Source organism: Pseudactinotalea sp. Z1732 (assembly GCF_049724975.1).
Classification (GTDB): domain Bacteria; phylum Actinomycetota; class Actinomycetes; order Actinomycetales; family Beutenbergiaceae; genus CALKWS01.
The window spans coordinates 222580-234720 of the sequence record NZ_JBMPQC010000004.1 but is presented as its reverse complement, the minus strand read 5'-3'; the positions used below and the strand labels follow the sequence as shown (position 1 = coordinate 234720).

Genomic DNA, 12141 nt, shown 5'->3' with positions numbered 1-12141 from the left:
GCAGCAACCACCGCAGGCACCCCCGGCCCCATAGGCACAGCAGGAACCGCAGGCACCCCCGGCCCCATAGGCACAGCAGGAACCGCAGGCACCCCCGACCCGGCAGGCCCCATAGACGCAGCAGGTACGGCAGCCGCCACAACAACGAACGCTCAGGCGGCGTACAGGTTCACCTCGGCAGCCTTGATCACGAACGTCACCTCCTGACCCACGGTCAGGCCCAAAGAGGCGACCGCTGCCGGGGTGACGTCGGCGGCCAAAGTGAGACCCGCCGTCGTCCGGGCGCGCAGCCGCACCAGTTCTCCCTGCTGCTCGATCCCGACCACCCGCACCTCGACGGTGTTGCGCGGGCTGCCCCCGGGAGCATCGCGGTGCACCGCGACCGCACGCGGGCTGAAGGTTGCCGCAGCGGCTCGTCCAGCAACAACCGGCCGGCCCGGCCCGGTCTCACCGCCGTCGGGCATGCCGTGGATCACCAGACCACCGGTCAGAGTGATCGCGTCGCGGGACTCCCATACGCCCGAGAGCATGTTCACCCCGGCGAAGCGAGCAGCGAACTCCGAGCGCGGCCGGGCGAGCACCTGCAGCGTCGGCCCCTGTTCGACCACCCGCCCATCGGAGAGGACGACGACGGAACAGGCCAGCGCGAGCACGTCCAGCAGGTCGTGGGTCACTACCAAGGCTGTGCGACCGGCTTCACGCAATGACGTTCGTAGCACCTGACGCATCTGGGCAGCAGCCTCGACGTCCAGCGCGCCCAGGGGCTCATCGAGGAGCAGCAACTCGGGGTCGGGGGCCAGCGCGCGCGCCAGCGCGACCCGTTGTTGTTGCCCGCCGGACAGCTCCCGCGAGCGCCGGTGTGCCAGGTGGGCGATCCCGACCTCCGCCAATCGCGCCATTGCGATCTGGCGGGCTCGCGCGCGTCCGGCACCCTGCGACTGCGGGCCGAACGCCACGTTCGCCAGGACATCCAGGTGGGGCAACAGCAGGGGTTCCTGAGCGAGCAGTGAAGTGCCCCGCCGATGCGGGGGCACCCACCCGCCCTGGCCGGCTACCTGTCTCGATCCCAGATGCACGGTGCCAGCACTGGGGTGGAGTGTGCCCGACGCCAAGGCGAGCGCGGTGGACTTGCCGGCGCCGTTGGGGCCGAGCAGCGCCACGATCTGACCGGCCGGAACCTCCAGGTCCAGGCGGACTTCGCGCTCGGACACCTCAGCGTGAATTGATAACGCCGGTGGAGTCGCGAGGTTTCCGCCTCCCGCCGTCGGTCCTCTGACCGCCGCGCATCCTGGGGCACCGCCACTGCCTGAATCCTCAGCGCGCATCACATCCCCGGCGCGCATCGCTCTGCCGGCGCTCATCGCGTCACCCGAGTTCGCCTCGGCCGAGTTCATCGCGCCACCGGAGTTGGCCGCGTCCCCCGAGTTCATCGCATCACCTGCGTGCCTCGCGCGCCGGCTGTGCGGCTACGCCCATGGGTGCTCAGCACCAAGACCGCAGCCAGCAGAATCAGGACCAGGGACAACGCGATCGCCGCATCCGGGTCGACCTCCCGCTGCAGGTAGATCTCCAGCGGCAGGGTGCGCGTCACCCCCTGCAGGGACCCTGCGAAGGTCAGCGTCGCGCCGAACTCGCCCAGACAGCGGGCGAAGGCCAGCGCTATGCCGGAGCCCAACCCCGGGCCCAGCAGCGGCAGCGTCACCCGGCGCAGCACCGTGGTGGGCCGGGCCCCCAGGGTGGCGGCAACCACCTCATGCCGACGACCGACGGTGCGGGCAGCGCCCTCGATGGAGATCACCAGGAACGGCATCGCCACGAATGCCTGCGCCAGCACCACCGCCGCCGTGGAGAAGGCGACGTCGACCCCGAGCACCTGCAACTGCTCCCCGATCAGTCCGCGGCGACCGAACGTGGTCAGTAGCGCCAACCCGGAGACCACCGGTGGCAGCACCAGCGGGAGCAGCACCACGGTCCGCACCACCCGCGCTCCGGGGAAGCGCACCCACGCCAGCACCAGCCCCAGTGGCACCCCGAGCACCACACACACCAACGTCGCGGCTACCGAGGTGCGCAGACTGAGCCAGAGTGCGGACAGGGAGGCTTCGGAGGTGAGCAGGGCGGGCAGGTCGGCCCAGGGCACCCGAGCCAGCATGCCGATCACCGGCAGCGCGATGAGCAGTACCGCACCTGCCGCGGGAAGCAGGATCCACCGCGGCAAACCGGCGGCGAAGCCGGCTCTCCCGTCCCGCGCCCGAACCTCCCGTCGCTGCCGCGGTTCGGTTTCCGGTTCACCATGGCCCGGCGGCCGAGAGCCTCGGGCCGTCGTCGGTGCCCGGTGCTGCGGGCTCATGGGATGCCGAAGCCCGTCTCGTCCAGCACCGCTTGCGCTTGCGACCCGAGCACGAAGTCGATCCATGCGGTCGCAACGTCGGGGTGGTCGGAGCCGGTGGTGACAGCCATCGGGTAGTGGTTGATGGCCCGCTCGTGCTGGTCGTAGACCTCGATGATCTCGATCCGTTCCCCGGCCGAGGCGGCATCGGTGTTGTACACAAGACCGGCATCGGCCTGCCCGGAGGTGATCTTGCCGAGCACGTCGGTGACGCTGCCCTCCTCACTCACCGGCACCAGGTCGACGTCGAACAGACCAGCCACGGCGGCGGTTGCCTGCCCACACGGCACCTGGGAGGCACAGACCACCAGGTCGGCACCGGCCAGGCTGTCATTCATGCCGGTCACGCGGGCCGGGTTCCCCGCCGGGGTGATAAGGGTGAGCACGTTGGTGGCGAACAAGACCGGTTCGCCCTCGATCGTGCCGTTGGCCGCGGCGTCGGCGATCGCCGCCTCGTTCGCAGCGGCCAGCACATCGGCAGGCGCCCCGGCGTCCAACTGGGCAACGAGGTTCGAAGATCCCGCAAAGGAGAACGCCACCGATACGTCGGGGTGCTCAGCGGTGAACATCTCTCCGATCTGGGTAAAGGCGACATGCAGGGAAGCCGCGGCGAATACGGTCAGTTCACGGTTGGGCAGGTCACGGTCGGGGTCGGCCTCGTCACTCGCCCCGAGTGTTCCGCACGCGCCCAGTGTGAAACCCGCGGCCAAGGCGGCAGCCAGTAGTCCGCTACGAGGCATCAGGCCGGTTCCTTCGGAGCCTCGATAATCACGGTGGTCGCCTTGACCACGGCGGTAGCCAGCGAGCCGGGTTCCAGGCCGAGTTCATCGACGGCCTCGGCGCTCATCAGCGACACCATCCGGAACGGCCCGCACTGCAGATCCACCTGCGCCATCACCTGGTCGCGTAGCACCCGGGTGACCAGTCCGGTGAACCGGTTCCGCGCGGAGGACCCGATCGCGGAGTCCCCCAGGCTCGCCGGTCGCGCAGCATGCTCCTCGGCTCGGCGAGCGAGTTCGCCGCCGTCGATCACCTTGCGTCCAGCACTGTCCTGGGATGCGCTCAGCAACCCTTCCTCGACCCATCGGCGCACGGTGTCATCGCTGACACCGAGAAGAACGGCGGCCTCGCTGATCCGGAAATGCGGCATGATCAGCACTCTACATCCGCATGCTCGGTTGTATGGCACTCTATGACCCGATTTCGCGGAGCGCCTCTCTTGGCTGCCAGGACCAAGCGCGCAGCTTGTCCGGTCCAGCGCACAACTCATGGCGTCGGCCCGGTATGCCACATCGCTCAGTCGAACAGCAGGTGCTCCATCATCCGCACCAGTTCGTGCGCCGCCCCGGCGGTGTCATACGCAGGGTCAACCAGCCGCTCCCGCATGATCGCGTCGATTCCGCCACCCACGATGATGGCCAGGGAGCGCAGGTCCGCATCGCCGGGACGCCTGCGGTCACGCCGGGCCTCGGCCATGATCGCCGCGAGGTCCCGCCAACGCCGACCGCGATCGAGGTCCTGGGGCTGGTTGATCAACGCCTCCGCCATCATGCGGATGTGGCGGGGGTGGCGATGCAGGTGCGCGATCATCGTACGCACGTAGACCGCGGGACGGTCCGCAGGTTCAGCCTCCGCCACCGCCTCTCCCACCTCGGCGACCAAGGAATCCAACACGCAATCCAGTGCCGCCTGCACAACGGCATCCTTGGAACCGAAGTGATAGAGCACCGCCGCCTTGGTGATCTCCGCCGCCGCCGCGATGCCGGCGAGGGAGGTGCCGGCATAACCGCGCTCGGCGACGAGTTCGATCGTGACGCCGACGAGTTGCTCGCGCCGCGCCTGCTCGGTGAAGGTCAGAACCCGCGACCCGTCGGACTTATCCCTTGCCATGCTCTGAGATTCTACCGTACGGTAACTGAACTTACCGATCGGTTAGGAGCGATATGTCCACACCTTCTCGCCGCCCCCGGTGGCGTCGTCTTCGAATCGCCCTGGTAGTCGTCGCTGCCATCGGGGTCGTCGCTACGCTCGCACTCCGGTCGCCGTCCCCGGCCGGTCACTGGCGAAGCGCGGAAGGTCATGACCACTTCCAGGAGGCCTACGCCGAGGCGATGGCCGAGATGCCCGCACCAGATCGCACGCTCGACCTGCGTACCGACTTCGGTCTGGTGCGCGCGTACCACTTCCCCGGCACCGGCGACAGCGCCGACCCACTCATCCTGATCAACGGCCAGGGCTCAGCCTCCCCCGCATGGGCGGACAACATGCCCGATCTGCTCGCCCTCGGTGACGTCTACACCGTGGACCTGCTCGGGCAGCCCGGAATGAGCGTGCAGGAGCGGCCGATCGAGGACAATGCCGAGCAAGCCTTGTGGCTGCACCAAGCCCTGGACCAGCTCCCGGAAGACCAATTCCACTTCGTTGGGCTGTCCGTCGGAGGCTGGACGGCAGCGAACTACGCCACCCATCACCCCGGACCGGTCGCCAGCCTCAGCCTGATCGACCCAGTGTTCACCTTCGGCACCATCTCTCCCGGATTCGTCGCGCGCTCCATCCCTGCCTCGATCCCCTGGCTTCCGAAGTCTTGGCGCGACGGTTTCAACTCCTGGATCGCCGGCGGGGAGGACACCGAGGAGTTCGCCGTGGGCCGGATGATCGACGCCGGTCAGGTGCACTACGCTACGAAGGTCCCGGCCCCCGAGCGGATCAGCGAGGAGGCCTTGCGCGACCTGCAGATGCCGGTGCTGGCGATCATCGCCGGAGACTCGGTGGTGCACGACGCCGAGTCCGTCGCGCAGACGGCCGAGGCCACCCTGGCTCACGGCACGGTCGAGTTCTACGACGGAGCCTCCCACGCCGTGGCGGGGCAAGAGCCGCAGCGTGTGGCCGCCGACGTCGGCGCCCTCCTCAGGTCCCAGGACTAGATCCGCACAGATCGCGACCGGTGGGTCGGGCCCGGTCCAGAGGAGGCCGCGCCGCGCAGTCGGCATCGCGATCGCCGTGGTCGGCGCATTCGGCATCTCGGGAATCGGGCCGCCTACCTGGCGGTTCCCCAGGCGATGGCGGCCAGTTTCGGCCTACCCGTCATCCCCGCGGTCGGGGCCACCGCATGGTTGCAACTGGCCACCGCATGGTTGCAACTGGCCACCGCATGGTTGCAACTGAAGGGGTCCGGGATCTGGCGACCGGGGTGGTCGCCGGGGTGCTGATCTTCCTCGCCTCCCCGGTCGTGGTTGGTGCGGCGATGCTGGCCTTGGCGATCGTGCCCGCCAGCGATGCCCTCGTTGTGCTGCGAGGCGCAGGTAGCACGAGCACAGCCCTCGGAATGCACGGCGCCACGGCTGCGGTCATGGTGCTCGGCGGGTTGCTCCTGGTGCTGGGATGAGGGCGCCGACGGATGGCCCGCGCGAGCGCCGGAAGACAGCCCGTCGGGACCAGATGGCGGCTGCGTTGCAGATCGCGGACGCAGAGGGCTGGTCGGCGGTGACCACGAAGCGGGTGGCGCAAGCGATCGATGACAGTCAACCGGTCATTCGTCAGCACGTCACCGGCCGGCAGGATCTGATCGATGCGATCGCCAAGGGAGAGTTTGAGGCACTGACGACCCTCACCGATCAGTTCGTCGACGGGTCGCGACGGCACGGGCTCGCGGATCTGTGCCGGACGCGCGGCTGTACGAGGCGATGTTCACCCGCACGAGCGCGCTGACCTTCGCCGCCACGAACACCCCGGGAGAACTGCGCGAGTCGTTCATGAGCCTGCGCCGGGCGATCGCCGACCGTATCGGCGATGCGGATCCGGATGAGTCCGCGGAGTTGCTCCGGGCCACCTGGCACGGGTTGGCCTCGCTGCGTGCAGCCGGGCGCATCCCGCCGCAGCGGATCGAGGCGCACATCGCCCCGATCGCGCGGATGTGGGACGGAAGCGAAGCCGGGACCGCGGGGAGCGGCCAGCACGTTCAGTTGGCCGCGCGGCAGCCCGGTCCATCAATCGCGAGCGCTCGTCCTCAGGCTGCCTGGGTGCGGCGGCGCGACGGGGCGTGCGACTCGTTCTTGCGGGGCCGGCCACGCCCACGCTTGCGGGCAACGATCTCCCCGTCGACGAACACCTCGCCGCCCCACACACCCCAGGGTTCACCGCGGTCCATTGCACCACGCAGGCATGCCTGCTTGATCGGGCACTCCTGGCACAACTCCTTCGCTCGCTCCACCTCGTGTCCACCCTCGGCGAACCACAGGTGGAGGTGAGCGGGGTCCTGGCAGGGCAGCACGCGCTCGTCACGGGCCGGCCGCGCGAGCGCATCGAGCCGCTGGACGGTACCTGAGTTGCGCTCCTGCCCGATGCCCGACGCACGTCCGCTGGGCACAGTCATGATTCATCTCGGGTCGGGGTGAGTTCGCTGGCCACGGACACCTCGGACGCTACCGCCACAGGGGAAGCGGGTCGGCTCGCCCGGGCCGCTGCCCCCGTAACGACTGCTGGAGCCGAATTGCCTACGGAAACCGGGCCATCTGCTGGAGCGGAGCCATCGGCTGGAACCGAACCAACTGCGGGAGCCGGGCCATCGGCTGGAACCGAACCAACTGCGGGAGCCGGGCCATCTGCTGGAACCGAACCAACTGCGGGAGCCGGGCCATCTGCTGGAACCGAACCAACTGCGGGAGCCGGGTCATCTGCTGGAACCGAAGGGCGGCTGGTGCGCACGCGCACGACCGTCACTCCGGCCGCCACAATCGCTATCATCACCGCGGCGAACCCGGCATAGGCCTGCAGTCCGGCGACGGTCGCCTCCCGGATCAGGCCGGGTAACTCAGGCGCCGTTGCTGCCCACTCCCGGCCGGCGAGAAAGCCCTCGTGGGCACTGCCCCGGGCCGCCTCCGCCGCCTCCGGCGGGGTGTGCGGGGGAACGCGTCCGGTCAGGTACGTCCGGTACATCACCAGGGCCAGAGCACCGGCGGCCGCGATCCCCATGGCCGAGCCCAGTTCCCCACTGACCTCCTGCGCCGCCGCGGCCGATCCGGCTTTGCTCTCCGGCGCGCTGGAGACGATCAGGTCCGATAGCAGCGCCATCGCCGGGCCCATACCGAGACCGACAGTGGCAATACCGGCGACCTGGGCCAGCAGGGGCGCGTCCGGCGTCGCCGTCAACGCCAGCAGGAGGGCGCCGAGTGCGGCCACAGTGAGGCCTCCTGCCACCGCCGTCAGCGGCATCATCCACCGGGCCAGCCTCGGGGCAAGCATGGCGCCGAGGATGTTGAGCACGATGAAAGGCAGGGTCCACAGTCCGGCATGCAATGCCGACAGCCCGACCACCAACTGCAGGTGCTGGGTGAAGAGGTAGAACGTGCCAACGCCGGCGACGCCGGTCAGTAGCAAGACCAGGAGGGCCGCACCCACGCGGGTGTTCCGGAGCAGCCCCAGGTCGAAGACCGGCTCGGCGAGCCGGCCCTGGCGGCGCAGGAACAGGGCCAGGGCCCCGGCACCCGCGACGACGGCGACCAGGTACGTCCACCCCGACCCGCTTCCCGACTCCTGGCGGGTGACGAGCCCCTGCAGGCCGTAAACCAGTGCCAGCATGCCGGCGACGGACAGGATCACGCTGCGCAGTTCGATCGGGGCGCGATTGCGTACCTCCCGTTCCGGTAGCAGCGCCGTACCCAGGATGACCAGCAAGAGCATCGGTGGCACGTTGAGCAGGAAGACCGAGCCCCACCAGAAGAACTCCAGGAGCGCGCCCCCCAGGAGCGGGCCGATGGCGCCGCCGACCGTGAAGGAACTGAACACCACCGCGATCGCCAGCCGGCGCTGGTCCGGATCGGCGAACATCGTGCGCAGCAGGGAGAGCAACGACGGCATCAGCGTGGCACCGGCGACCCCGAGCGCCGCGCGCGCCCCGATCAACATCGCGGCGCTGGTGGACATGGCAGCCACAAGAGACAGCGCACCGAAGACCGCGGAGCCCATCAGCAGCAGACGCCTCGGGCCGATCCGGTCCCCCACCCGCCCGGCGACAAGGAGGAAGCCCGCGATCAGGAAACCGTAGACATGCACGATCCACAGCGCCTGTCCCGCGCTGGGCTGAAGGTCCTGGGTCAGGGACGGCAGCGCGAAGAACAACACGGTCAGGTCACTGGCCACCGCGATCATCGGCAGCACTAGGAGCACCAGACCCAACCACTGCCGCGCCGTGGCCCGGGGTGGCTCCTCGTAGTGGTAGCCCATCGCTTCCTCTCACACGTCGTTCCGTTACGTTGCGGAACGTTACGCGCTGTGGCACAGGTTGCACAAGGGGGTTTTATTACGACATGTCCCGTAATCTCGACGTAATATGGCCACATGACGTCCGAAGGCGCCCCGCGTACGGTCGGCCGGCCCCGTGATGCGCAGATCGATGCGGCGATCACCGCTGCGGCCATGGAGTTGGTGCGTGAGGTGGGCTACCTCGGGGTGACGCTCGGAGAGGTAGCCAAGCGCGCAGGGACGTCGCGTCCGGCGATCTATCGTCGCTATTCCGGCCGCGCAGAACTGATACTGGCCGCGATCGAGGCCCATCTGGAACCCCCGACCGCCCCCGACGATGGCTGCACCCTGTGTGGCATCGAGGAAAGTCTCACGATCTTCCTCTCCATGTTCCGCACGATCGCCCCGGAGGTATTCACCACCCTCTACTCCGAATGCGCCCGGGACCCGATGCTGCGCGAGCGGTACGTGCGCGTGGCGATCGAGCCGTCCCGCCGGGCCGTGCGCACCACCTTGCGCCGGGCGGTCGACCGCGGCCACCTGCGCGAGGACGTTGACATCGAACTGCTACTCGACATCATCGCCTCCCTGACGCACTACCGGGTCCTGACCGGTGAGCACCTGAGTAACGTCGAGGCCGAGCAGGTGGTCACGGTACTGCTACGCGGCGCTGCGGTGGACTATGACGAACTGCTGGCACACAGCATGGAACTCGAGCGTGCACAACACGCCACCGAACCTCGCCTGGCCGAACCGCATTCATTCTGCTGGCCACAGCCCGGCGCCGCCGACCCACCCCGCGAGGACGCCGTCCGACCCCGTGAGGACGCCGGCCCTTAGCATCCGGGCGGGTCGCAAACCCCTGCTGCAGCGCCGTCGTCGGTCCTCACCCGCGTTCGGACACGACCCGCCTGCCGGCCAAGGCGAACCCGAGCAGCCCCAACAGCACCCCGACCGCCGCTGCGACCACGCTGAGCACCTTCAGCGGATACCAGGTCGGGTCATACATGGACGGGATCGGCCCGACAGCGGGCACGTTCACGAAGGAGTAGAGCAGCACCGGTCCCAGTGCGGACACGGCCACCAGTACGGCCACGGCATAGGCGAGCCGTGATCCCGCCACCAGCACCAGGAGCGCGGCCACCGCCGCAGCGCCGCCCTGGATCCGGAAGAGCGCGGCCCCGCCGATCCCCTCCGGTGCCGCCAGTTGCATCGCCCCGGCGAGGGTGAAGTGCACGTAGGCATCCACTGCGAGCGCAACGGCCACCAGGATGCGCACCACCGGTTCGACACCGCGAGCGCGAGTGCGGCCGGCGGCGCGGCCAGCGATGCTGCCGTCTGTAGGGCCGCCGGTACGGTCAGTCGTGCGGCCAGTCGTGCGGCCACTGGTGCGGCCACTGGTGCGGCCAGTCGTGCGGCCACTGGTGCGGCCAGGAGTGCGGCCGGCGGTCCGGTAGCCCCGGTCCTTCGCGCCGGCCACCTCGCTCACTCCACGACCAGCGTGGCGGTCATCGTCGGATGCGGGGTGCAGTGGAACGGGTACTCCCCGGGTTCATCCGGCACGGGGAGCATCACTTCTTCTCCCGGCGCCACACTCACATCGAACAACCCGGCCTCATCGGAGGTGACCGTGTGACCGACACCGTCATCGTTACGGATGGTGATCTGGCCGCCGGCCGGCACCGAGTCCGGCACCTGGTACTCGAAGTCGACGATGACGATCACGCCGGCCTCCTCCCCAGCATCCCCCGGTCCCGGCTCGGTCGCACCGGGCGCGCCGTCAGCCTCGCCGTTGCCACACCCGGTGAGCAGCGCAACGAGCAGGGCCAGGAGCAGTGCGGATGCGCCATGCCGTGTCCGGTGGTGGCGCGTCGCCGCAGCATCCATGTCAAGGTCCGCCTCAAGGTGCATGTCAGGGATACGAGTGCCGGACCCGAACGGATTGCCTCGATCAGAATTCGGCGACGGACCAGACCGCGCCGTCCTCGGTGACCATCTCGACCGCCTCGACCCCTTCGTCGGGAATCGCGATCACCCAACTGTTGGGTTCATCGGCACGGAGGCGCCACTGGCCCACGTCCCGGGTGCTGCCGTCGGACAGGACCAACCGGCAGGTGTAGGAATACCCTTGCGGACCGTCGGTCCGGGTGAGCACCCGGTCGTCGATCTGTACGACGAGGACCGGCCCGTCCGCAGCCCTGCTGGGGGTGACCGTGCCGACGGCCTGCCCACCGGTATCCACCAGGGGTTGCTCCCACCGGCTCGAGGCTGCCGGAATCTCCTCATCGCTCTCGCCGAGTCCGGCCATCACCCCGGCTCCCACGGCTACTCCAAGCAGTCCGGCAGCCACCGCCAACCGTACCGACCACCAGCGCCGGCTTCGCCGGTGTGCGAGCACGGCCCGGCCGGGTTCGCACACCGGATCAGGTACAAACTCCGGGTGGTGCTCGCCGGCGGCCTGCTTCTGCGAGTTCTGCCGACCCCGGGCCAGCGCCGCGAGCACCCCGTCCTCGAAACCGGCCGGCGGTGCGGTGCGCGGCACGGCCGGCAGCACGAGTTCGACGGCGTCGGCGATCTCACCGTAGTCACGGCGACAGGTTGGGCAGGTGGTCAGATGCGCGGTGACCTGGTCGCGCTCGCCCTCCGCTGCGTGGCCCAGGGCCAGGTCGGTCAACTGATCCTCGGTGGGGTGCAGGCGCTCAGCCACGGTCCACCGCCATCTCCTCCCGAAGCCTGCGCAGCCCGGTGCGGATGCGGGTCTTGGCGGTGCCCAGCGGGATCTGTTCCCGGCGGCTCACCTCGGCCGCCGTACAACCCCCGACGACGGCGAGCACCACCGCGCGGGCCTGCTCGGGCGCGATGCGGTGCAGCCGCCGAATGGCCTGCTCGGTCTCCAGTCGGTGCACGGCGCTCTCCTCCAAGTCCGGGGCGCTGGACAGTGTCTCGTGCAGGAGCCGGTCCAGCACGAGGTCGTCGGTGGGCTCGGCGCGCCGTGCCCGGACGGCGTCGATCGCAGCGTTGCGGGTGATCGTGAGCAGCCAGGTGAGCACCGAGGCACGGCGCAGGTCGTAACTGCCCGCGGCTCGCCAGACCCGCACGAACACCTCCTGGGACACGTCCTGCGCCAGTGCCGCATCCCGGGTGATGCTGACCGCCATCCCGAACACCGCCGACTGGAAACGCCGCACGAAGGCTGCCGAGACCGCCGGATCGTCCAGCGCCAGCCCGGCGAGCAGGGCGGCGTCGTCGGCCCGGTCGGCGCGGGACACGGCTGCCATACCCCAGGGTACGACTGGGCCGGCCAAAGGGATTGGACGGCCGGCAGGAATCGTCGGCTCCGGCAATCCCTGCACGCCCTCTCCCACGTATCCCACAGTGTCCGGCCACCACGGCCGGCGGTCAGGAACTGGAGGAGAGCAATAGGACGACGGACCACCGCGCTACTCACCGCCGGCATCCTCGGCGTGGGCCTGCTGACGGCATGTGACCCCGGGGGGTCTTCCGGCGAGGGA

Annotated in this window: 15 protein-coding genes; 4 read left to right on the top strand and 11 right to left on the bottom strand. The window is 69.4% G+C overall.

The features are described from left to right. Positions 1–152 precede the first annotated feature (152 nt). The 5 genes from ACPL7H_RS10400 to ACPL7H_RS10380 all read right to left on the bottom strand — a co-directional run bounded on the left by ACPL7H_RS10400 (position 153) and on the right by ACPL7H_RS10380 (position 4279). A complete protein-coding gene (locus ACPL7H_RS10400; protein WP_424796858.1) occupies positions 153–1211 on the bottom strand; it encodes an ABC transporter ATP-binding protein in 1059 nt (352 codons plus the stop codon). 215 nt (positions 1212–1426) lie between these two features. Further along, positions 1427–2218 (bottom strand): ABC transporter permease, encoded by a 792-nt coding sequence (locus ACPL7H_RS10395; protein WP_424796857.1) that lies wholly within the window; start codon positions 2216–2218, stop codon positions 1427–1429. 128 nt (positions 2219–2346) lie between these two features. Beyond that, the gene (gene modA / locus ACPL7H_RS10390; RefSeq protein WP_424796856.1) at positions 2347–3129 is read right to left on the bottom strand and encodes a molybdate ABC transporter substrate-binding protein; all 783 of its coding nucleotides are present in this window, start codon (positions 3127–3129) and stop codon (positions 2347–2349) included. After that, positions 3129–3539 (bottom strand): TOBE domain-containing protein, encoded by a 411-nt coding sequence (locus ACPL7H_RS10385; protein ID WP_424796855.1) that lies wholly within the window; start codon positions 3537–3539, stop codon positions 3129–3131. Before ACPL7H_RS10385 ends, modA begins: the two co-directional genes overlap by 1 nt. Positions 3540–3685: 146 nt before the next feature. Beyond that, positions 3686–4279, bottom strand: a complete 594-nt coding sequence (locus ACPL7H_RS10380; protein WP_424796854.1) for a TetR/AcrR family transcriptional regulator — start codon at positions 4277–4279, stop codon at positions 3686–3688. 53 nt (positions 4280–4332) lie between these two features. On the opposite strand from ACPL7H_RS10380, the gene ACPL7H_RS10375 reads away from it, so the two are divergent. The 3 genes from ACPL7H_RS10375 (at position 4333) to ACPL7H_RS10365 (ending at position 6097) form a co-directional block, all read left to right on the top strand. Then, positions 4333–5313 (top strand): alpha/beta fold hydrolase, encoded by a 981-nt coding sequence (locus ACPL7H_RS10375; protein WP_424796853.1) that lies wholly within the window; start codon positions 4333–4335, stop codon positions 5311–5313. 227 nt (positions 5314–5540) lie between these two features. Next, the gene (locus ACPL7H_RS10370) at positions 5541–5774 is read left to right on the top strand and encodes a DUF4267 domain-containing protein (protein ID WP_424796852.1); all 234 of its coding nucleotides are present in this window, start codon (positions 5541–5543) and stop codon (positions 5772–5774) included. Then, positions 5771–6097 (top strand): hypothetical protein, encoded by a 327-nt coding sequence (locus tag ACPL7H_RS10365; protein ID WP_424796851.1) that lies wholly within the window; start codon positions 5771–5773, stop codon positions 6095–6097. The genes ACPL7H_RS10370 and ACPL7H_RS10365 overlap by 4 nt, the downstream gene beginning before the upstream one ends. Before the next feature lie 298 nt (positions 6098–6395). On the opposite strand, the gene ACPL7H_RS10360 is transcribed toward ACPL7H_RS10365, so the two are convergent. Together ACPL7H_RS10360 and ACPL7H_RS10355 are read right to left on the bottom strand one after the other, a co-directional pair. Beyond that, positions 6396–6761 carry a WhiB family transcriptional regulator gene (locus ACPL7H_RS10360; RefSeq protein WP_424796850.1) on the bottom strand — a complete coding sequence of 122 codons (366 nt, stop codon included), beginning with the start codon at positions 6759–6761 and terminating at the stop codon, positions 6396–6398. Beyond that, positions 6758–8611, bottom strand: a complete 1854-nt coding sequence (locus tag ACPL7H_RS10355; RefSeq protein WP_424796849.1) for an MFS transporter — start codon at positions 8609–8611, stop codon at positions 6758–6760. Before ACPL7H_RS10355 ends, ACPL7H_RS10360 begins: the two co-directional genes overlap by 4 nt. 114 nt (positions 8612–8725) lie before the next feature. Here ACPL7H_RS10355 and ACPL7H_RS10350 point away from each other — a divergent pair, with 114 nt between their 5' ends. Beyond that, complete coding sequence (locus ACPL7H_RS10350; RefSeq protein ID WP_424796848.1) at positions 8726–9469, top strand: TetR/AcrR family transcriptional regulator; 744 nt, start codon at positions 8726–8728, stop codon at positions 9467–9469. Between the two features lie 46 nt (positions 9470–9515). Here the strand turns inward: ACPL7H_RS10350 and ACPL7H_RS10345 are convergent, their stop codons facing one another. The 4 genes from ACPL7H_RS10345 to ACPL7H_RS10330 form a co-directional block, all read right to left on the bottom strand. Beyond that, positions 9516–9911, bottom strand: a complete 396-nt coding sequence (locus ACPL7H_RS10345) for a hypothetical protein (protein ID WP_424796847.1) — start codon at positions 9909–9911, stop codon at positions 9516–9518. Between the two features lie 203 nt (positions 9912–10114). Continuing rightward, the gene (locus ACPL7H_RS10340; RefSeq protein WP_424796846.1) at positions 10115–10540 is read right to left on the bottom strand and encodes a cupredoxin domain-containing protein; all 426 of its coding nucleotides are present in this window, start codon (positions 10538–10540) and stop codon (positions 10115–10117) included. A gap of 40 nt (positions 10541–10580) precedes the next feature. Further along, positions 10581–11336 (bottom strand): anti-sigma factor family protein, encoded by a 756-nt coding sequence (locus ACPL7H_RS10335; protein ID WP_424796845.1) that lies wholly within the window; start codon positions 11334–11336, stop codon positions 10581–10583. Further along, positions 11329–11907 carry an RNA polymerase sigma factor gene (locus tag ACPL7H_RS10330; protein WP_424796844.1) on the bottom strand — a complete coding sequence of 193 codons (579 nt, stop codon included), beginning with the start codon at positions 11905–11907 and terminating at the stop codon, positions 11329–11331. The genes ACPL7H_RS10335 and ACPL7H_RS10330 overlap by 8 nt, the downstream gene beginning before the upstream one ends. Positions 11908–12141 lie beyond the last annotated feature (234 nt).